We start from the raw sequence: 17,752 nt of genomic DNA, 5'->3' as shown, positions 1-17,752 counted from the left end.
GCCCGCGAGCCGCCCGAACCGGGCCGGTAACAGGAAACATGGACCGGGCTCTCAGCTACTACTCAGGCATTCGTGACAGTTTCGACTCACGACATGGAATCCCCGACGCGTCACATCTGTTGTGTAGGTGTCAGCACCTACGGGCACAGCGGAGGTTACGGGGAGGGCTGATGAACGTGGGGATGGCAAGGAACCGGGCAACCGGCGCGAGCGAGGGGACCGTGGCAATCGTGGACAAGAACATCGGCATGCGTACCGACGAGGTCGCCGAGGAGCGGGACCTGGTCGGCGTCTACCTGCACGAGATCTCCCGGACGCCGCTGCTCGACGCCGCCCGGGAAGTCGACCTCTCCAAGGCGATCGAGGCCGGCCTCTACGCCGAGCACCTGCTCGACGAGGACCGGATCCCCGAGGGCGTCGACCGGGAGGACCTGGAGCGGCTGGTCGTCGAGGGTGAGCGCGCGAAGGACCTGTTCATCCGCGCGAACCTGCGACTCGTCGTGTCGATCGCCCGGCGCTACGTGCGCTCCGGGATGCCCATGCTGGACCTGATCCAGGAGGGCAACACCGGCCTGGTCCGGGCGGTCGAGAAGTTCGACTACGAGCGGGGCTTCAAGTTCTCCACCTACGCGACCTGGTGGATCCGCCAGGCCATCAGCCGGGCGATCGCCCAGCAGGAGCGGACCGTACGGCTGCCCGTGCACCTGGTCGAGGACGTCAACCGGATGCGCAACGTGGCCCGGCAGCTCACCCGTGAGCTGGGCAGCGACCCGGAGCCGGAGCAGATCGCGACCGCGCTCGGCGTCACCGTCGAGCGGGTCAACGAGCTGGTCCGCTGGTCGCAGGACACCGTCTCGCTGGACACCCCGGTGGGCGACGACGGCGACACCAACCTCGGTGACCTGGTCGCCGACAGCGACGCGCCGTCGCCGGAGGAGATCGTGCTCACCGGCTTGGAGCGGCAGCGGATCGAGGGTCTGCTCAACCACCTCGACGACCGTTCCGCCGGCATCATGCGGGCCCGGTACGGCCTGGAGGACGGGCGCGAGCACTCGCTGACCGAGGTCGCGTCGCGGTTCTCGCTGTCCCGCGAGCGCATCCGCCAGCTGGAGATCCAGGCTCTGGGCCGGCTGCGTGAGCTGGCTCGCGCGGAAGGGCTCCAGGCCGCCTGACCTGGTAACAATGAACGGCGAACGGCCGGCGTCCGACAGGGGGACGCCGGCCGTTCGCCGTCTTCGCAGTGCTCAGACCCGGCCGTAGCCGGCGATCGACATGATGTTCATGCCGCGCTTGCTGACGTTGCGCCCGGCGCTGGGCGCGTCGATGATCTGGCCGTTGCCGACGTAGAGGGCCACGTGCCCGAGCCCGGAGTAGAACACCAGGTCGCCCGGTTGCAGCTGGCTGCGGCTGATCCGGGTGGTGGCGCCCCACTGTTGCGCCGCGCTGTGCGGCAGCGACTTCCCGGCCGCCCGCCAGGCGGCGAGCGTCAGGCCGGAGCAGTCGTAGCTGCCGGGGCCGTCGTTGCCGTAGCCGTAGGGCTTGCCGACCGCGCCGTAGGCGTACCGCACCGCCGTGCCGGCGTCGCCGGACACGGCCGGTGGCTTGCCCGCCGAGCTGGGGTTGCCGGGTGCCTCGGTGGCCCGCCCGTACGCCTTGCGCCGCATCTCGTAGAGGTCGGACAGGTCCGCCTCGATCCGCGTCTTCGCGGACTTGAGCTGCTTGGCCTGCGCCGCCTCCCGGGCGAGCGTGACGTCCAGCGCGGTCTTCTGGTCGATCAGCCGCTGCTGGTCGGTGGTGAAGCTGTTGATGGTGCGCTGCCGCTGGCGGGTCAGCTGGTCGAGCGTGCCCAGCCGCTCCGGCAGCGTGGCCTGGCCGCCCGGGTCCAGCAGGGCCGCCGCGGTGCGCATGCCACCGGTCTTGTACGCCGTCGCGGCCAGCACGCCCACGTCGGCGCGGCTGCGTTCGGCCTGTTCCTGCAACGGCCCGATCCGGGCCTCCAACTTGGCCGCGGTGGCCTTGTTGGCCTTGATGTCCTCGTTGAGCTTGTTGTAGGACTCGACGATTCGCTCCAGCTCAGTCGAGGACTTCTCGATCTGCTTCGTCAGCTCGGCGGGTGTGGGCTCGGCCCGGGCCACCTGCGCCGGGGCGAGCAGCGCGGCCGAGAGGCCGGCCACCGCCAGCGAGCGGAGCAGCATCCGTAAGGACGACAAGAGCGGAAAGCTCCTCTCCCACCGGTCGCCGGGCGCGTTCGCGACCCGGCGACACCGGCCCGGGGCCGTCCGGGTGGACGGCTGTCGACCGGGCCGACCTGGACAACCTAACCCGTGATCGCAGTGGCCGGGAGTTCAAGCAGGGGCGAAAGTTGGCAAAGTGGCGGAAAGTAATGAGGGGGAGCCGGTGGGTGGATGAGGCGACTCGTCCGATTCGTCGTTCTGGGCGCATGTCGCCAGGTACCGCCAGGCAAAGTCACGACAAAGACGGAAATGGTTCTCTGTTTCGGGCGAGCGCGGCCGGGCCGGTGACCCCCGCGACCGCCCGAACCCCGAGGTCAGGTGGCGCGAGGCCAACACAATGGAGCCCGGACGGGAAATCCCACCACGGGATCCCTGCTCCCGGGAGGCCGCCGTGCAGACCGACCGCTCCGCCACCCAGCCGCCCCGCTCGCCGCGACCGGCCGCACCCAGGCTGCTCTACGCCCGGCCCGGCATCGTCGTCACCGCCGAGCGCTTCACCGTCGGCCGGAACAGCTGGCCGGTGGCCGAGATCACCCAGCTCCGGACCGACCGCGGTCCGCACGACCGGCTCGCGGTCCGGGCGGTCGCCGTGTCCGCCGCGATGATCGCCGCGGTCGGCCTGCTGCTCGGCTTCACCGGCGGCCTGCACCGGCTCACCGCCGGGGCGTACCTCATGCTCGGCGCGGTCGGGCTGGTGCCGCTGCTGCTCGTGCTGATCGGCGACCGCGTGCGGCCACCGGCGCACGAGCTGTGGGGACGGGTGCGCGGCACCGAGGTGCTGCTGTTCAGCAGCGACGACGAGCGGCAGTTCGGCCAGGTCGCCCGCGCGCTGGCGCGGGCCCGGGAGGCGGCCCGGCTGGGCGGCTGGGCCGACCCGCCGGCGGCCGAGCCGTGGCGGCCGGCCCGGTGAGCTGCGGTCAGCCCGCGACCGGCTCCGGCGTACGCGGGCGGCTCTCGGCGGCCACCCAGTGGCTCACCCGCCGCTCGGCGTAGAACGAGACGAACGGCACGGTGCCGGCCAGCATCACCAGCAGCATCCGCTTCAGCGGCCAGTTCGCCCGGCGCGACAGGTCGAACGTGAGCGCCAGATAGAGCATGTACAGCCAGCCGTGCGCCACGCCGACCACGCCCACCACGCTCGGGTTGTCGAAGCCGTACTTCAGCGGCATGCCGATCAGGACCAGCACCACGAGCGCCACGCCCACGATCCAGGCGATCACGCGGTACCGGGTAAAGGCTCCGCCCACCGTCGTCCGTCCTTCCGCACCGGCCTCAGCCGGGATAGTCGCCGGGCCGGGCGCCCGGATTGGCGTTCAACCAGGATAGGTAGCGGTTGTACGCGGCCAGCTCGGCGTCGTCCGCCCCGTCGGCCGGTGCGGCCGGCACCCGCACGACGCGTACCGGCCGGCGTACCGCAGGGGTGGCGGCGACCGGCGCGGCGCCGGCGGTCACCGACGGCGCGGTGTCCTCGGACGGCGCGGGGTCGGCGGCGCGCAGCGTCTGGCGGACCTCACGCCACCAGACGAAGATCACGAAACCGGCGAAGACCGGCCACTCGATCGCGTAACCGAAGCTGATCGCGTTCCCCCCGGCGGCGCGGGTGACCTGCCACCAGCCCATGCCGAGGCAACCTGCCACCAGTACGACCATGGCCACGTGGCGGATGATCCACGCCGGTGTCCAGAGCCGTTCCATGCAACGAGAGTACCGGGGACGCCGGGCGTCTCCGACACGGCGTCGTAGTCCGGGCGGTGGTTTGGTGGCACGCCCGCTGGGCATCCGAACAGGTGCAACCCGAACGAGACGAGGGGGCGACGATGACCGAATCGGTACGCCGGGACGCGAGCCCGGAACAGCGGGTCGCGGAGTGGGACGGCGACCACGCCCGCACCGTCGACGCAGACGGCGAGCAGCTCGGGGTGGACCCCGCGGAGCTGGGCGACGAGGACCTGGTCCGGGAGATGCAGAGCCTGCACCGCACCCGGCTGGACACGCTGCGGCACGCCACCGACTCGGCGCTCGCCAACCACCTGCGGCGCACCGCCGAACTGGAGACGGAGTACCTGGCCCGGCACCCGGGCCGGGAGGTCGACTCGAGCCGGCTGCGGGACGCCTGATGGCCAGCCACGCCGAGCGCGGCATGTCCGCGCCGCCGGAGGTGGTGTTCAACACCGCCACCGATCCGGACCGCTCCTCGGCCTGGCTGCCCGAGCGGCTGCGCAGCTCCGGCGCCTGCCGGGTGGAGGTCGTCGACGCCGACGACATGCGGGCCCGGTGGAGCGCCGCGGACTGGTCCGCCGAGATCGACGTGGAGCCGGCCGACGCGGGCGGCGCCCGGGTGCGGCTGGACCTCGCCGGGCCGGACCACGACCTGGCCGACGAGATCCTGGCCAACCTCGACCGCGAGGTGGCCGACAACCTGACCGCCGGATGAGCCCGGCCCGCACGACGAGCACGAGGAGGCCGGGTTGACCGGGAGTGGCCTGAAGCAGAAGGTGGCGCGCCTGCGCCAGGCGTACGCGCCGCACGAGCATCGGCCGCTGGAGGGCTACCTGAAGGCGATGGGCACGTACGCCGGTGTGACAGCCGGGCTCGTCGGCCTGGTGCGGGCGACCGGCCGGCCGGTGCCCGAGCGGCCCACGCCGGCGGACGTGGTGCTGCTCTCGATCGCCACGCACAAGCTCAGCCGGCTGCTGTCCAAGGACGCGATCACCAGCCCGCTGCGGGCGCCGTTCACCCGCTACGACCACCCGATCGGCAGCGGCGAGGTGATGGAGCAGGTCCGCGACGAGGGCAGCCCGACCCGGCACGCGCTCGGCGAGCTGGTGAGCTGCCCGTTCTGCCTGGCGGTCTGGGTGGCCACCGGGCTCACCGGCGGCCTGGTGCTGGCGCCCCGGCTGACCCGGCTGGTAGCCACCGCGCTGACCGCTGTGGCCGCCTCCGACTTCCTCCAGATGGGGTACGCGGTCGCCCAGCAGGCGGCCGAGGGCGGTCGCCACGAGGGGTGACCCACCGACACGAAAGGGGGCCGGCGCGAGCCGGCCCCCTTTCCCGTGTCTCCCAACCCGTCAGGTGGGTGTGGTGCCGTGGTCCTCGCCGGCCCAGCCGCGCGACGCCTCCGGCTCCCGCTCGTCCTCGTCCTCCCCGGTGATCACTTCCCGGTCCACAGCGGTGCGGTCGTGCTCGTTGGCGAAGTCGGGCTCCGGCAGCGTGTCGACGCCCTCCGGGGGCTGGCCGAGCGCCGCCAGGTGCTCGTGATCGGGGTTGCTGTCGGTCATGTCGCGTCCTCTCGGTCTTCCGGGGGCTCAGGCGACCGTGCCGCCCAGCAGATCGGCCGCCTCGTCCGCCGCGTACTCGCCCTGGGGGAGCGCGGCGATCCGGGTGAGCAGTTCAGCGGGGAGTTCGGCGGCCACCGCCCGGCGGTAGATGTCCGCCTGGGTGATCCGCTCCTGGCCGTGGTAGATGTCGTCCAGCAGGTCGTCGATCGGCCTGGTGTCGGGCTGCTCGGTCACGGGCGCGTCATCGGTCACGCCGACCACCTACCCGGCACCGAACCGGTCAAACTCGCCCCAACCCCGCTCAGGCCGGTGCCGGGAGCGTGGCCCGGCGGGCCCGGACGGCCTGCGCCAGGTGCTCCAGCACCTCGGCCGTGGCGTCCCAGCCGATGCAGGCGTCGGTGACCGACTGGCCGTACGCCAACTCCCGGGTCGGGTCCAGGTCCTGCCGGCCGGGCACCAGGAAGCTCTCCAGCATGATGCCGACGATCCCGCGCTGGCCGGCGGCGAGCTGCGCGGCCACGTCGGCGGCGACCAAGGGCTGGTTGCGGTGGTCCTTGCCGCTGTTGGCGTGGCTGGCGTCGACCACCACCCGCTCCGGCAGGCCCGCCGCCCGCAGCAGCTCCAGCGCCCCGGCCACCGACTCCGCGTCGTAGTTCGGCCGGCCGCCCCCGCCGCGCAGCACCAGGTGCCCGTCCGCGTTGCCCCGGGTGTGCATGATCGCCGGGGTGCCGGAGACGTCGATGCCGGGGAAGACGTGCGGCACCCCGGCCGCCCGGATCGCGTCCACCGCGGTGGCGATGCTGCCGTCCGGGCGGTTCTTCATGCCGATCGGCATGGACAGCCCGGAGGCGAGCTGCCGGTGCACCTGGCTCTCCACCGTCCGCGCGCCGATCGCGCCCCAGGCCACCGTGTCCGCGATGTACTGCGGGGTGATCGGGTCGAGGAACTCGCAGCCCACCGGCAGGCCCAGGCGCAGCACGTCGAGCAGGAGCGCCCGCGCGGTACGCAGGCCGGTGTTCACGTCGCCGGAGCCGTCCAGCGCCGGGTCGTTGATCAGGCCCTTCCAGCCCACAGTCGAGCGCGGCTTCTCGAAGTAGACGCGCATCACCACGAGCAGGTCGTCGGCGACCCGGGCGGCGGCCTCGCGCAGCCGGCCCGCGTACTCCAGGGCGGCGGCCGGGTCGTGCACGGAGCAGGGGCCGACGACGACGAGCAACCGGTCGTCGGCGCGGTCCAGCACCCGGCCGACGGCACGCCGGCCCGCCACGACGGCCTCGGCCAGCGGGGTGTCGAGCGGCAGGTGGTGGTGCAGCAGGGCCGGGGTGGTCAGCGGCACCACACGGTCGATGCGCTGGTCGATGACCCGATGGGCGTCCTGGGACGTGGTCACGGTGGGGATTCCTTCCGCCGACCGTGCCCCCGTGCCGGGTCCGGGGGATCGAGCCGGCTGCTCGCATACGAAAGGGCAGGGAAAGGAATCCCTGCCCGCCGGCTCGAAGAGGTGGTGACGTCAGCTCATGGTCGAGTCACCGGCTCCTCCAGCCGGCTGCCTAAACCATCGATACGACCGCGTCACGTCGGCCAGCGTACCCGACGCGCGCCGGAAGTCCCGCTGTCGTTCCGAAGTGCGGAACGCGGGGTATGTGATCGGCATGACCACGAGCCACGACCCGAGTGACCAGGAACGGATCGAATCCCGAGCGCACCTGCTGCCGGAGGAGGCGGCGGCGGGCAGCGACGACGCGGAGGCCCAGGCCGACGCGATCCTCACCGAGTCCGACATCCGCGAGGCGGACCAGAACGCCGCCCCCGACACGGTGCTGGAGCACCGCACCTCCGAGCAGACAGTCACCCCTGTCGAGCCGCCCGACTGAGCGCGGCGCCCCGGGCCCGGCGGGAACCCCGGTAACTGTCGTCCCGCAGCCGGGCCAGCGGGCCGGTCAGGCGCAACCCCGGCGGCGCGTTGCCGATCGGGTCGAACGCGAGCGCGGCGTCCTCGGCGGCGCCGCGCTCGTCGTCGAGGCGTACCTCGCCGAACGGCCGCCACCGGCCCACCGCCGAGGCCACCGCCAGCACCAGCCGGGGCTCGTCGGCCGCGACCGCCGCGCCCGCCTCGGCCAGGCCGCGACCCAGGTCGGGTGACTCCGGGTCGGCCAGCACGGCCAGGAACAGCCGCCGCCCGCCGGCCCGGAACGGCATGATCGACGTGTACGTCCCGGTGAAGCGCCGCCGGGGCAGCGGCAGGTTCCGCAGCACCGGCGCGGCGCCGCTGGAACTCCACAGCAGGTCCACCGGCGGTTCCGGGTCGCGGTGCAGCCGTACCGCCACGCCCAGCACGTCCGGCCAGCCGCCCGGCGTCGGCACGCCCTTGGACAGGCGGATCGTGGCCGGCCACCGGCCCGGCACGTCGAGCAGCGCAACCCCGGTCGGCGGTCCCGGCGTACCCCAGATCCGGGCCTCCCCGGCGAACGTGCGCCCGGCCGGGTGCAGCAGCCGGGCGTGCCGGAGCCGGGTCAGCGCGGCGGCGGCGCGCTCGACGGCGGAGGGTGTGGTGGCGGCCATGCCCGCACGGGTACCCCGGCGCGCACCGACGATGCTCCGGCGCGCGTGTCACCTTTCCGCCTCCGAGATCGGATAGCGTCGTCTCATGCCCGACAGCGGTTTCCCCTGGCCGATCGAGACGACCCGACTGGACAACGGCCTGCGCGTGGTGGTGAGCGAGGACCGCACCGCCCCGGCCGTGGCGGTCAACCTCTGGTACGACGTGGGCTCACGTCACGAGCCGGCGGGACAGACCGGCTTCGCCCACCTCTTCGAGCACCTCATGTTCGAGGGCTCGTTGAACGTGGCGAAGACCGAGCACATGAAGCTGATCCAGGGCGCGGGCGGCTCGCTCAACGCGACCACCAACCCGGACCGGACCAACTACTTCGAGACGGTCCCGGCCGAGCACCTGGAACTGGCGCTCTGGCTGGAGGCCGACCGGATGGGCGGTCTGGTGCCGGCGCTGACCCAGGAGACGCTTGACAACCAGCGCGACGTGGTGAAGAACGAGCGCCGGCAGCGCTACGAGAACGTGCCGTACGGCGACGCGTGGCTGCGGCTGCTGCCGCTGCTCTACCCGCCCGGCCACCCGTACCACCACGCGACGATCGGGTCGATGGCCGACCTGAACGCCGCCGACCTGGCCACCTTCCAGGAGTTCCACAGCACGTACTACGCGCCGAACAACGCGGTCCTCACGGTGGTCGGCGACACGGAGGCGGCGGAGGTGTTCGCGCTCGCCGACAAGTACTTCGGCGGCCTCGCCGCGCGCGCCGACATCCCGGCCGCGCCGGACGGCCGCACGGTGCCCGCCACCGGCCACCCGGCGGTGGAGACGGTCACCGCCGACGTGCCCGCCCCCCGCGTCTACGTCGCGCACCGCACCCACCCGTTCGGCACCCAGGGGTACGACGTGACAACGGTGCTGGCCACAGTGCTCGGCAGCGGCCGGGGCAGCCGCCTCTACCAGCGCCTCGCCGACGGTGAGCGGATCGCCCAGCCGGACCTGGTCGGCGCGTACGGGGTGGACCTGGCGCACGCCCCCGCCCCGCTGATCGCCACCGCCACGGCCCGCCCGGGGGTGAGCGCCGAGCGGCTGCGCGACGGGCTGGCCGAGGTGGTCGACGAGCTGGCCAGCGTGCCGGTGACCGCCGCCGAGCTGGACCGCGCCAAGGCGCTGCTGAGCACCATGTGGTGGCGGCAGATGTCCACTGTCGACGGGCGGGCGGACACGCTCGGCCGCTACGCCACCCAGTTCGGCGACCCGGCCCGCGCGGCCGACCGGTTGCCGGCCTGGCTCGCGGTGACCGCGGAGCAGATCGCCGAGCAGGCCGCCGAGCTGCTCGGCGCCGCCGACCGGGTGATCCTGACCTACCTGCCCGAGGAGAAGTGATGTCGCTGATCGCCACCCGTCCCGGCCCCGGCGCCGCCCGCGCCTACCGGTTCCCGCAGGTGGTCCGGCGTACGGCGGCCGGCGGCCAGGTGGTCGCCGCGCACCTGCCGGGGCAGAACCTCGCCGTCGCGTTGCTGCTGCTCGACGGCGGCGCGGGCCGGGAGCCGGTCGGCAAGGAGGGGCTCGGCGCGGTGCTGGCCAAGGCGCTGGAGGAGGGCACCGCACAGCGGGACGCCACCGCGTACGCGCTGGCCATCGAGGCGCTCGGCACCGAGCTGGCGACCGGGCTCGACTGGGACTCGTTCCAGGTGAGCGTGCAGGTGCCGGTGGACCGGCTGACCGCCGCAGTGGAGCTGCTGGCCGAGGCGGTCCGTACGCCCCGGCTCGCCCCGGCCGACGTGCTGCGCGTACGCGACGACGAGGCCACGGCGCTGCGGATGGACTGGGCCAACCCCGGCCCGCGTGCCGACGCGGTGCTGCGGGCCGAGCTGTTCGGCGCGCAGCACCGGTGGGGCCGCCCGCTCTACGGCGACCCGGACAGCGTGGCCGCGCTGGAGGTGGACGACGTCACCGTCTTCCACTCGGAGTGGTTCATCCGGCCCGGCACGCTCGTCGTCGCCGGTGACCTGGAGCGGATCGACCTGGACGCGCTGGCCGCGACGGCGTTCGCCGGCGCCGGCGGGGGCCCTGTGGAACGCGGCGGCCCGATCGACGTGCCGCTGGCCGGGCAGCGGCGGATCATCCTGGTCGACCGGCCCGGCTCGGTGCAGTCCACGCTGCGGCTCGGCCACCCGTCCCCGCACCGCGCCCACCCCGACCACGTGCCGATGACGCTCGCCGGCACCGTGCTCGGCGGCGCGTTCACGTCCCGGCTCAACCACCTGATCCGTGAGGTACGCGGCTACACGTACGGCATCCGGGGGGACTTCGCCTCGTCCCGGCGGTTCGGCCGGTTCGCGGTCAGCTCCGGCGTGCAGACCGCTGTGACCGCGCCGGCGCTCGTCGAGTCGGTGGGTGAGATCTCGCGTACCCAGCTGACCGGCGTCAGCGAGGAGGAGCTGGAGGTGGCGCGTTCCTGGCGGGCCGGGCAGCTCTCGGTCGAGCTGCAGAGCCCCCGGGCCATCGCCGCGGCCCTGAGCACGCTGGTCGTGCACGACCTGCCGGACGACTACCACGCGCGGCTGCGGGAGCAACTGCTCGCGGCGACGGTCGAGGACGTCTCCGCGGCCGCCGCGACCTACCTGCACCCCGAGTCGCTGACGATGGTGATCGAGGGGGACGCGGCGGTCATCCGGGACGAGCTGGTCGCCAGCGGTCTCGGCGAGGTGGTCGACCACACGTGACCGGGCGGGGCGGCGGGCCTGTGATTCCCGTCGCCCCGCATCCGCGCGGTGGGAAACGTTTCCCACCCGTGCCGCCCGGCTGGGTAGCCTCGCGGGCATGAGGATCGGCATTGTGGGAGCCACCGGTCAGGTCGGTGGCGTCATGCGGCAGGTGCTGGCGGAGCGCGAGTTCCCGGCGGAGCAGGTGCGCCTGTTCGCCTCGGCCCGGTCGGCCGGGCGCACGCTGCCCTGGCGCGACGGCGAGGTCACCGTGGAGGACGCGGCCACCGCGGACTACCGCGGCCTGGACATCGTGCTCTTCTCGGCGGGCAAGGGCACCGCGAAGGAGCTGGCTTCCCGGGTCGCCGAGGCCGGCGCCGTGGTGATCGACAACTCGTCGGCGTTCCGGATGGACCCGCAGGTGCCGCTGGTGGTCGCCGAGGTCAACCCGCACGCGATCGCGGACCGCCCGAAGGGCATCGTGGCCAACCCGAACTGCACCACGATGGCCGCCATGCCGGTGCTGCGCCCGCTGCACGACGAGGCCGGGCTGGTCAGCCTCGTCGTCTCCACCTACCAGGCGGTCTCCGGCGCCGGCCTGGCCGGGGTGGCGGAACTGGACGAGCAGGTCCGCAAGGTGGCCGAGGACGCCGCCGGGCTCGCCTTCGACGGCGGGGCGGTGGAGTTCCCGGCGCCGCGCTCGTTCGCCCGCCCGATCGCCTTCAACGTGCTCCCGCTCGCCGGTTCGATCGTCGACGACGGCTCCGACGAGACCGACGAGGAGCAGAAGCTGCGCAACGAGAGCCGCAAGATCCTGGAGATCCCCGGGCTGAAGGTCTCCGGCACGTGCGTGCGCGTGCCGGTCTTCACCGGTCACTCGTTGCAGATCAACGCCCGGTTCGCCCGGCCGATCGACCCGGCCCGCGCCCGTGAGCTGCTCGACGGCGCGCCCGGCGTGGCGCTGCGGGACGTGCCGACGCCGCTGGAGGCGGCCGGCCAGGACCCGACGTACGTCGGGCGGATCCGGGCCGACGAGACCGTCGAGCACGGGCTCGCGCTGTTCTGCTCGAACGACAACCTGCGCAAGGGCGCGGCGCTGAACGCCGTGCAGCTCGCCGAGCTGGTCGCCGCCGAGCGCTGACCCCGCGGGCGTCCGTGCCGGGCCACCCGGCACGGACGCCCGCACCTTGGCATGCCCTCCGGGTCGCCGGCCGCCCCGCGCCGGCAGGGCGGGGGTGCCGATGACGGCCGGAGGGGACACCGGGGACGCCGGGACGCGCGCGGACACGGCCCGGGCGATCGGGTTCAGCGACGCCGTGTTCGCGATCGTCATCACTCTGCTGGTGCTCGACCTGCGGGTGCCCGAGACGGCACCGGGCGGCATGCTGCGCGCGCTGCTCGACCAGTGGCCGGTCTACCTCGCCTACGTCACGTCCTACCTGTACGTGGCCGTCAACTGGCTGAACCACAAGGGGACGTTCCACCGGGTCCGCAGCGCCGAGCGGGGGCTGCAGTGGGCAAACCTCGGGGTGCTGTTCAGCGTGGCGCTGCTGCCGTTCGTCACCGGGCTGGTCTCCCGCGCCGTGGAGGAGGGCGACGCCGCCGACGAGCGGGTCGCGGTGTCCGCGTACGCGCTGGTCGGCGTGATCCTGTCGCTCACCTGGCTGTGGCTCTACCACTACCTGAGCCGGCACCGGGAACTGCTTGAGCCGCACGTCACGGCCCGGTTCTTCGAGGCCGAACGCGTCCGGGCGCTGCTCGGCGTCCTCGCGTACGCGATCGCCGGTCTGGTGGGCGTGCTGCTGAGCGTGCCGGCGGCGCTGGTGGTGCTCCTGCTGCTGCCGGTCTTCTACGGGCTGTCCAGCAACGGCTCGTACGACCTGCGCCGGCGCCTGCGCCACCGGGGGTGACGCAGGCGTTACCCCGCCTGCGGCGGCGGGTAGACGGCCGTGCCGACACCGAGAGGGGAGCACCATGACAACGGTCGGAGAGTTCATGACGACCCGGTTGGTGACGATGGACGGCAACGACACGCTCATCGCCGCGGCGCAGGAGATGCGCGACAGCGCCATCGGCGACGTGGTGGTGACCGACGGCGACAACGTGGTCGGCATCGTGACGGACCGGGACATCGCGGTACGGGGCGTCGCCGAGAACATGGACCCCACCGCCACCCGGCTCAACCAGATCACCAGCAAGGACGTGGTGACCGTCAGCCAGAACGACGACGCCGTGGCCGCCGCCGACCTGATGCGCACGTACGCGGTCCGCCGCCTCCCGGTGGTCGACGACGGCCGTCTGGTCGGCCTGATCTCCATGGGTGACCTGGCGGTGGAGCGGGAACCCCAGTCGGTGCTCGCGGACATCAGCGCCGACGACCCCAACAACTGAGGACCTGTCTGCCGCGGTGACGCCGGCCCCCGGTTCGGGGGCCGGCGTCGCGCGTCGTGACGGTGCCGCCGCGCTCACCCGGTTCGGGCGAGGTTGGCCCCGGATGGGGTGGGGACACCGAGCCTGGACAGGTAAGACCGCGGATCGCGGGAGGAGTCGCCCGGATGGTGGACATGACCACGAGATTCTTCGAGGACCTGGACCGGCGGGGGTTCGAGCCGTTGCTGGTCAAGACATCCGGAACGCTCCGCTTCGACCTGCACGAGGGCCCGCACACCACGCACTGGCTGCTGGAGATCGACCGGGGCAACCTGCGGGTCCGGCAGGAGGACGGCGAGGCGGACACGGTGGTCGGCACCGAGCCGCGCCTGTTCGCCGAGCTGGTCGGCGGCGAGGAGAACGCGATCGCGGCGCTGCTGCGCGGTGACATGACTGTCGTCGGCGACCTGCGGCTCGTGCTTCAGGTCGAGCGGGTCTTCCCCGGCCCGCCGGACTCCCGTGGGCCGCACCACACGTTCGGCGGGAGGGGTGCCTGATGCCCGGCAGCAACACCGTCCGGATCCTGGACGGCAACACGTTCGTGGTGTGCGAGGACACCGGCGACATCGAGGCCACACCGAGCGAGCCGACCGGCCTGTTCTCGCTCGACACGCGGTACCTGTCGAAGTGGGTGCTCACCGTCAACGGCGAGCGGCTCAACGCGCTCTCCTACGACGACCTCCAGTACTACGAGGCCCGGTTCTTCCTGGTGCCCGGCATGGCCACGCACTACATCGACGCGAAGCTGTCGGTCATCCGGGAGCGGGCCGTCGGCGGCAGCTTCCGCGAGACGCTGACCATCCTCAACCACGACGAGAAGGCGGTCGACCTGGAGATCCGGATGGACGCCGGGTCCGACTTCGCCGACCTGTTCCAGGTCAAGGACGAGATCCTGAACAAGAAGGGCGAACACTACGCCGAGGCCGAGTCGGACCGGCTGCGCCTGGGCTACCGGCGTGGCAACTTCCGGCGCGAGACGCTCGTCTCCGCCGACCAGCCGGCCCGCTACGACCAGCGCGGCTTCGCCTGGAGCATCCGGCTGGAACCCAACGAGCAGTGGGACGCCGTCATCGACGTGCAGACGTTCGCGATCGGCCCCGGCGGCCGGGACCTGCGGATGGGACTGCGCGCGCACGGCACCGAGCGGCTCGTGCTCCAGCGCGACCTGGAGGAGTGGATCAGCCGGGCCCCGAAGCTGAACAGCGAGCACGAGGAACTCGCCGCGACGTACCGGCGGAGCCTGGTCGACCTCGCTGCGCTGCGCTTCTCACCGCTGTCGCTCGGCGGGCAGACGCTGCCCGCGGCCGGCCTGCCCTGGTTCATGACCATGTTCGGCCGGGACAGCATCCTCACCTGCCTCCAGGTGCTGCCGTTCGCGCCGGAGATGTCGAAGACCACGCTGCGCATCCTCGGCGCGCTCCAGGGCACCCGGTTCGACGACTTCCGGGACGAGGACCCGGGCCGGATCCTGCACGAGATGCGGTACGGCGAGACCGCCGCGTTCGAGGAGCAGCCGCACTCGCCGTACTACGGCTCGGTGGACGCGACCCCGCTGTTCGTGGTGCTGCTGGACGAGTACGAGCGGTGGAGCGGCGACGGCGCGCTGGTCAAGGAGCTGGAACGGGAGTGCCGGGCCGCGCTGAAGTGGATCGACGACTACGCCGACCTGCTTGGCAACGGCTACATCTGGTACGAGCGGCGCAACACCGACACCGGCCTGGAGAACCAGTGCTGGAAGGACTCGTGGGACTCCATCTCGTACGCCGACGGCACGCTGCCGCCGTTCCCCCGGGCCACCTGCGAGGTGCAGGGGTACGCCTACGACGCGAAGATGCGGGCCGCCCGGATGGCGCGGGAGTTCTGGGACGACCCCACGTACGCCGATCAGCTGGAACGCGAGGCGGCGGAGCTGAAGCGGCGCTTCAACAACGACTGGTGGGTCGCCGACCGCGGCTTCTACGCGCTCGCGCTGGACCCGGACGGGCGCCAGTGCGACGTGCTCACCTCCAACATCGGCCACCTGCTGTGGAGCGGGATCGTGGACGACGAGCGGGCGCCGAAGATCGCCGAGCATCTGGTCGGCCCCCGGCTCTGGTCCGGCTGGGGGGTGCGGACGCTGGCCGAGGGCGAGGTCCGCTACAACCCGATCGGCTACCACAACGGGACGATCTGGCCGTTCGACAACTCGTTCGTCGCCTGGGGCCTGCGGCGGTACGGCTTCGCCGAGGAGGCCGCCACTGTGGCGAACGGCATCCTCGACGCGGCCACCTACTTCGACGGCCGGCTGCCGGAGGCGTTCGGCGGCTACCAGCGTGAGCTGACCAAGTTCCCGGTGGAGTACCCGACCGCGTGCAGCCCGCAGGCCTGGTCGACCGGGGCGCCGCTGCTGCTGCTGCGCACCATGCTCGGGTTGGAGCCGCACGACAAGCACCTGGCGGTCGACCCGCGGCTGCCGGTGGGCATGGGACGGATCGAGGTGCTGGACATCCCGGGCCGCTGGGGCCGGGTGGACGCGTTCGCCCGGGGCCGGCTCGACCTCGACCAGCTGGCCGACTGAGCGGGTCGGCCGGGGCCGACTGAGCGGGTCGGCCGGGCGGCGGGTCGGTGCCCGTCGTCGGTGCCTGGACGGCGGGTCAGTGCCCGGGTGGCGGCGCGGTGTGTGCCTCGTTCGGCGGGAGCAGGCAGAACTCGTTGCCCTCCGGGTCGGCGAGCACGGTCCAGCGCGGCAGCTCGCGGACGACTGTCGCGCCCGCCTCCAGCACCGCGGCCCGCTCCTCGGCGTCGCCGACCAGGTCGAGGTGGATCCGGCCGGGTTCCGGCAGCACGTCGGCGGGGCTGATCCACAGGTCCGGACGCCGCCCGTGCGGATCGCGCAGCAGCACCGCCTCGGTCACCCCGAGCGTGCCCTCGGCGAGCTTCACCCGGTCCGCCTCGACCACCGGCAGCCCGGTGACCGCGCTCCAGAACGGGGCGAGCAGGTAGGGGTCGCGGCAGTGGATGACGATCGCGGCGAGGTCCGGCATGCCTCGAACCTAGTCGCCGGCGACGCCGGGCAGGACGCTGTCCAGGAACGCGGCGGCAGCCGCGCGCAGGTCGGGCCGGGCCAGGTCGAGTTCGTGACCGCCGTGCGTGAGCCACAGATGCGCCGGGTGCCCGGCGGCGAGCAGCCGGCCGGTCAGCTCGACCGGCTGGGTGGCCGGCACCGCTTCGTCGTCGCGCCCCTGCACCAGCAGCACCGGTACGCCGGAGCCGAGGTGGGTGGCGACTGTCGCGTCGACGGTGGCCGGATCGCCGGCGGCCGGCGGATGGCCCAGCAGGTCGGTCCACGGGTCGTCGCCGGGAGCGCGCCGACGCCGCTGCTCCGGGTCGAGCGGGTCGACGGGTGCCCAGTACGCGAGCACTCCCGCCACGTCGCCGGGCCGGTCCACCCCGCGCAGGCCGAGTTGAAGGGCCAGCATCCCGCCGGCCGAGTCGCCGCCCAGCAGCAGCGGCAGGCCGCCCGCCCGGGCTCGCGCGGCCCGGGCTGCGGCGCGGACGTCGTCGAGCTGGGCCGGCCAGCGCGCCTGGTGGGAGAACCGGTACGTGGCCGGGACCACGCGCAGCCCGAGGGAGGCGAGCGCCGCCCCGTCCTCCTCGGCGCGGGCCCGCCAGCCTCCGCCGTGGATCCAGAGCAGCACCGCGCGTTCGGTCATGGCGTCATCGTCGCCGGACCCGGGCCGGGGCGCTACCCGGGTCTGCCGAGGGCAGATCGGCCCTACGGTCGCGTAACCTACTCGGGGTAAAGTTTCGACATGTCGGAACTCGTGTACCCCCCTGTGATCACCGCCGCGAAGACGATGTTCCGGCTCCTCGACCTGCGCCTCGACGTGTCCGGCAGCGAGCACGTGCCGCACACCGGCGGCGCCGTGCTCGCGTCCAACCACGTGAGCTACCTCGACTTCATCTTCTGCGGCTACGGCGCGCACCCGGCGAAGCGGCTGGTCCGGTTCATGGCCAAGGACAGCGTCTTCCGGCACCGCGTCTCCGGTCCGCTGATGCGCGGCATGAAGCACATCCCGGTCAACCGGGCCGCCGGCGCAGGCTCGTACGCCGCCGCGGTGGGCGCGCTGCGCCGCGGCGAGGTGGTGGGCGTCTTCCCGGAGGCGACGATCAGCCGCTCCTTCACGGTGAAGGACCTGAAGAACGGCGCGGCCCGGATGTCGCAGGAGGCGGGCGTGCCGCTGCTGCCGGTCGCGCTGTGGGGCACCCAGCGGCTGTGGACGAAGGGCCGCCCGCGCACGCTGACCCGACGGCACACCCCGATCACCATCGTCGTCGGCGAGCCGATGGACCCGTCCGCCTACCCGGACGCCACCGTCATGACAGCCGACCTGCGTACCCGCCTGTCGGCGCTGGTCGACCGGGCCCAGCGGGAGTACCCGGACAAGCCGTCCGGCCCGGACGACACCTGGTGGCAGCCGGCCCACCTGGGCGGCAGCGCGCCGACCCCGGAGGAGGCAGTCGAGCTGGACCGGTCCGAGCGCCGCTCCCGCAGCGCCTCCTGACGCCGGG

At 73.1% G+C, this 17,752-nt stretch carries 23 protein-coding genes; 14 read left to right on the top strand and 9 right to left on the bottom strand.

Annotated features, from left to right (window positions below):
- Window positions 1-182 precede the first annotated feature (182 nt).
- Window positions 183-1,172 (top strand): RNA polymerase sigma factor RpoD/SigA, encoded by a 990-nt coding sequence (locus Q3W68_RS09305; protein ID WP_043330973.1) that lies wholly within the window; start codon window positions 183-185, stop codon window positions 1,170-1,172.
- Between the two features lie 72 nt (window positions 1,173-1,244).
- Here the strand turns inward: Q3W68_RS09305 and Q3W68_RS09300 are convergent, their stop codons facing one another.
- Entirely contained in the window at window positions 1,245-2,210 is a 966-nt protein-coding gene (locus Q3W68_RS09300) for a C40 family peptidase (protein ID WP_302905080.1), read from the bottom strand.
- Window positions 2,211-2,625: 415 nt separating this feature from the next.
- On the opposite strand from Q3W68_RS09300, the gene Q3W68_RS09295 reads away from it, so the two are divergent.
- Complete coding sequence (locus tag Q3W68_RS09295) at window positions 2,626-3,144, top strand: DUF6232 family protein (RefSeq protein WP_302905079.1); 519 nt, start codon at window positions 2,626-2,628, stop codon at window positions 3,142-3,144.
- 7 nt (window positions 3,145-3,151) lie between these two features.
- Here the strand turns inward: Q3W68_RS09295 and Q3W68_RS09290 are convergent, their stop codons facing one another.
- Both Q3W68_RS09290 and Q3W68_RS09285 read right to left on the bottom strand, forming a co-directional pair.
- Entirely contained in the window at window positions 3,152-3,481 is a 330-nt protein-coding gene (locus tag Q3W68_RS09290) for a DUF3817 domain-containing protein (RefSeq protein WP_252450311.1), read from the bottom strand.
- A gap of 25 nt (window positions 3,482-3,506) precedes the next feature.
- A complete protein-coding gene (locus tag Q3W68_RS09285) occupies window positions 3,507-3,929 on the bottom strand; it encodes a hypothetical protein (protein WP_302905078.1) in 423 nt (140 codons plus the stop codon).
- 122 nt (window positions 3,930-4,051) lie between these two features.
- On the opposite strand from Q3W68_RS09285, the gene Q3W68_RS09280 reads away from it, so the two are divergent.
- From Q3W68_RS09280 to Q3W68_RS09270, 3 genes are read left to right on the top strand one after another with little or no spacing between them, the layout of a single operon-like run.
- Entirely contained in the window at window positions 4,052-4,351 is a 300-nt protein-coding gene (locus tag Q3W68_RS09280) for a DUF6158 family protein (RefSeq protein WP_302905077.1), read from the top strand.
- Window positions 4,351-4,668: a hypothetical protein gene (locus Q3W68_RS09275; protein WP_120573496.1), complete on the top strand. Its 318-nt coding sequence runs from the start codon at window positions 4,351-4,353 to the stop codon at window positions 4,666-4,668. The genes Q3W68_RS09280 and Q3W68_RS09275 overlap by 1 nt, the downstream gene beginning before the upstream one ends.
- 34 nt (window positions 4,669-4,702) lie before the next feature.
- Window positions 4,703-5,242 (top strand): DUF1360 domain-containing protein, encoded by a 540-nt coding sequence (locus tag Q3W68_RS09270; protein ID WP_302905076.1) that lies wholly within the window; start codon window positions 4,703-4,705, stop codon window positions 5,240-5,242.
- Between the two features lie 60 nt (window positions 5,243-5,302).
- Here the strand turns inward: Q3W68_RS09270 and Q3W68_RS09265 are convergent, their stop codons facing one another.
- From Q3W68_RS09265 to Q3W68_RS09255, 3 genes are read right to left on the bottom strand one after another with little or no spacing between them, the layout of a single operon-like run.
- The gene (locus Q3W68_RS09265; protein WP_302905075.1) at window positions 5,303-5,512 is read right to left on the bottom strand and encodes a hypothetical protein; all 210 of its coding nucleotides are present in this window, start codon (window positions 5,510-5,512) and stop codon (window positions 5,303-5,305) included.
- 27 nt (window positions 5,513-5,539) lie between these two features.
- Complete coding sequence (locus Q3W68_RS09260; RefSeq protein ID WP_302905074.1) at window positions 5,540-5,764, bottom strand: hypothetical protein; 225 nt, start codon at window positions 5,762-5,764, stop codon at window positions 5,540-5,542.
- A 49-nt stretch (window positions 5,765-5,813) separates the two neighbouring features.
- A complete protein-coding gene (locus Q3W68_RS09255) occupies window positions 5,814-6,911 on the bottom strand; it encodes a 3-deoxy-7-phosphoheptulonate synthase (RefSeq protein WP_302905666.1) in 1,098 nt (365 codons plus the stop codon).
- 253 nt (window positions 6,912-7,164) lie between these two features.
- Here Q3W68_RS09255 and Q3W68_RS09250 point away from each other — a divergent pair, with 253 nt between their 5' ends.
- Window positions 7,165-7,386 (top strand): hypothetical protein, encoded by a 222-nt coding sequence (locus tag Q3W68_RS09250; RefSeq protein WP_013288141.1) that lies wholly within the window; start codon window positions 7,165-7,167, stop codon window positions 7,384-7,386.
- Here the strand turns inward: Q3W68_RS09250 and Q3W68_RS09245 are convergent.
- On the bottom strand, window positions 7,361-8,074 hold the full coding sequence (locus tag Q3W68_RS09245; protein ID WP_302905073.1) for a phosphodiesterase: 714 nt from the start codon (window positions 8,072-8,074) through the stop codon (window positions 7,361-7,363). The two genes, Q3W68_RS09250 and Q3W68_RS09245, sit on opposite strands and share 26 nt — an antisense overlap.
- Window positions 8,075-8,159: 85 nt before the next feature.
- Between Q3W68_RS09245 and Q3W68_RS09240 the strand changes: the two genes are divergently transcribed.
- From Q3W68_RS09240 to Q3W68_RS09210, 7 genes are all read left to right on the top strand, one after another.
- Window positions 8,160-9,449 carry a pitrilysin family protein gene (locus tag Q3W68_RS09240; protein WP_302905072.1) on the top strand — a complete coding sequence of 430 codons (1,290 nt, stop codon included), beginning with the start codon at window positions 8,160-8,162 and terminating at the stop codon, window positions 9,447-9,449.
- Window positions 9,449-10,792, top strand: coding sequence for a pitrilysin family protein (locus Q3W68_RS09235; protein ID WP_302905071.1), 1,344 nt, complete (start codon window positions 9,449-9,451; stop codon window positions 10,790-10,792). Before Q3W68_RS09240 ends, Q3W68_RS09235 begins: the two co-directional genes overlap by 1 nt.
- A gap of 97 nt (window positions 10,793-10,889) precedes the next feature.
- A complete protein-coding gene (locus Q3W68_RS09230) occupies window positions 10,890-11,912 on the top strand; it encodes an aspartate-semialdehyde dehydrogenase (protein WP_302905070.1) in 1,023 nt (340 codons plus the stop codon).
- Window positions 11,913-12,012: 100 nt separating this feature from the next.
- Complete coding sequence (locus Q3W68_RS09225) at window positions 12,013-12,681, top strand: TMEM175 family protein (protein WP_302905069.1); 669 nt, start codon at window positions 12,013-12,015, stop codon at window positions 12,679-12,681.
- 64 nt (window positions 12,682-12,745) lie between these two features.
- Window positions 12,746-13,162 (top strand): CBS domain-containing protein, encoded by a 417-nt coding sequence (locus Q3W68_RS09220; protein ID WP_013475429.1) that lies wholly within the window; start codon window positions 12,746-12,748, stop codon window positions 13,160-13,162.
- 164 nt (window positions 13,163-13,326) lie between these two features.
- Window positions 13,327-13,698 carry an SCP2 sterol-binding domain-containing protein gene (locus Q3W68_RS09215; protein WP_302905068.1) on the top strand — a complete coding sequence of 124 codons (372 nt, stop codon included), beginning with the start codon at window positions 13,327-13,329 and terminating at the stop codon, window positions 13,696-13,698.
- Window positions 13,698-15,758 carry a glycogen debranching N-terminal domain-containing protein gene (locus tag Q3W68_RS09210; protein ID WP_302905067.1) on the top strand — a complete coding sequence of 687 codons (2,061 nt, stop codon included), beginning with the start codon at window positions 13,698-13,700 and terminating at the stop codon, window positions 15,756-15,758. The genes Q3W68_RS09215 and Q3W68_RS09210 overlap by 1 nt, the downstream gene beginning before the upstream one ends.
- A gap of 76 nt (window positions 15,759-15,834) precedes the next feature.
- On the opposite strand, the gene Q3W68_RS09205 is transcribed toward Q3W68_RS09210, so the two are convergent.
- The gene (locus Q3W68_RS09205; protein ID WP_302905066.1) at window positions 15,835-16,224 is read right to left on the bottom strand and encodes a VOC family protein; all 390 of its coding nucleotides are present in this window, start codon (window positions 16,222-16,224) and stop codon (window positions 15,835-15,837) included.
- 9 nt (window positions 16,225-16,233) lie between these two features.
- Window positions 16,234-16,893 carry an alpha/beta hydrolase gene (locus Q3W68_RS09200; protein WP_302905065.1) on the bottom strand — a complete coding sequence of 220 codons (660 nt, stop codon included), beginning with the start codon at window positions 16,891-16,893 and terminating at the stop codon, window positions 16,234-16,236.
- Between the two features lie 99 nt (window positions 16,894-16,992).
- Here Q3W68_RS09200 and Q3W68_RS09195 point away from each other — a divergent pair, with 99 nt between their 5' ends.
- Window positions 16,993-17,745: a 1-acyl-sn-glycerol-3-phosphate acyltransferase gene (locus tag Q3W68_RS09195; protein WP_302905064.1), complete on the top strand. Its 753-nt coding sequence runs from the start codon at window positions 16,993-16,995 to the stop codon at window positions 17,743-17,745.
- The last annotated feature ends 7 nt before the right edge of the window (window positions 17,746-17,752 follow it).

Origin of the sequence: Micromonospora sp. C28ISP2-4 (assembly GCF_030519385.1) — a bacterium.
Taxonomy (GTDB): Bacteria; Actinomycetota; Actinomycetes; order Mycobacteriales; family Micromonosporaceae; genus Micromonospora; species Micromonospora tulbaghiae.
The sequence above is the reverse complement of the archived record's forward strand: the minus strand, read 5'-3'. Positions and strand labels throughout refer to the sequence as shown.

Bases quoted from the DNA above. Each gene is read 5' to 3' on its own strand.
- Q3W68_RS09305 (WP_043330973.1), top strand. From the start codon at position 183: ATGGCAAGGAACCGGGCAACCGGCGCGAGCGAGGGGACCGTGGCAATC.
- Q3W68_RS09285 (WP_302905078.1), bottom strand. From the start codon at position 3,929: ATGGAACGGCTCTGGACACCGGCGTGGATCATCCGCCACGTGGCCATG.
- Q3W68_RS09280 (WP_302905077.1), top strand. From the start codon at position 4,052: ATGACCGAATCGGTACGCCGGGACGCGAGCCCGGAACAGCGGGTCGCG.
- Q3W68_RS09275 (WP_120573496.1), top strand. From the start codon at position 4,351: ATGGCCAGCCACGCCGAGCGCGGCATGTCCGCGCCGCCGGAGGTGGTG.
- Q3W68_RS09265 (WP_302905075.1), bottom strand. From the start codon at position 5,512: ATGACCGACAGCAACCCCGATCACGAGCACCTGGCGGCGCTCGGCCAG.
- Q3W68_RS09250 (WP_013288141.1), top strand. From the start codon at position 7,165: ATGACCACGAGCCACGACCCGAGTGACCAGGAACGGATCGAATCCCGA.
- Q3W68_RS09245 (WP_302905073.1), bottom strand. From the start codon at position 8,074: ATGGCCGCCACCACACCCTCCGCCGTCGAGCGCGCCGCCGCCGCGCTG.
- Q3W68_RS09240 (WP_302905072.1), top strand. From the start codon at position 8,160: ATGCCCGACAGCGGTTTCCCCTGGCCGATCGAGACGACCCGACTGGAC.
- Q3W68_RS09235 (WP_302905071.1), top strand. From the start codon at position 9,449: ATGTCGCTGATCGCCACCCGTCCCGGCCCCGGCGCCGCCCGCGCCTAC.
- Q3W68_RS09230 (WP_302905070.1), top strand. From the start codon at position 10,890: ATGAGGATCGGCATTGTGGGAGCCACCGGTCAGGTCGGTGGCGTCATG.
- Q3W68_RS09225 (WP_302905069.1), top strand. From the start codon at position 12,013: ATGACGGCCGGAGGGGACACCGGGGACGCCGGGACGCGCGCGGACACG.
- Q3W68_RS09220 (WP_013475429.1), top strand. From the start codon at position 12,746: ATGACAACGGTCGGAGAGTTCATGACGACCCGGTTGGTGACGATGGAC.
- Q3W68_RS09215 (WP_302905068.1), top strand. From the start codon at position 13,327: ATGGTGGACATGACCACGAGATTCTTCGAGGACCTGGACCGGCGGGGG.
- Q3W68_RS09210 (WP_302905067.1), top strand. From the start codon at position 13,698: ATGCCCGGCAGCAACACCGTCCGGATCCTGGACGGCAACACGTTCGTG.
- Q3W68_RS09205 (WP_302905066.1), bottom strand. From the start codon at position 16,224: ATGCCGGACCTCGCCGCGATCGTCATCCACTGCCGCGACCCCTACCTG.
- Q3W68_RS09200 (WP_302905065.1), bottom strand. From the start codon at position 16,893: ATGACCGAACGCGCGGTGCTGCTCTGGATCCACGGCGGAGGCTGGCGG.
- Q3W68_RS09195 (WP_302905064.1), top strand. From the start codon at position 16,993: ATGTCGGAACTCGTGTACCCCCCTGTGATCACCGCCGCGAAGACGATG.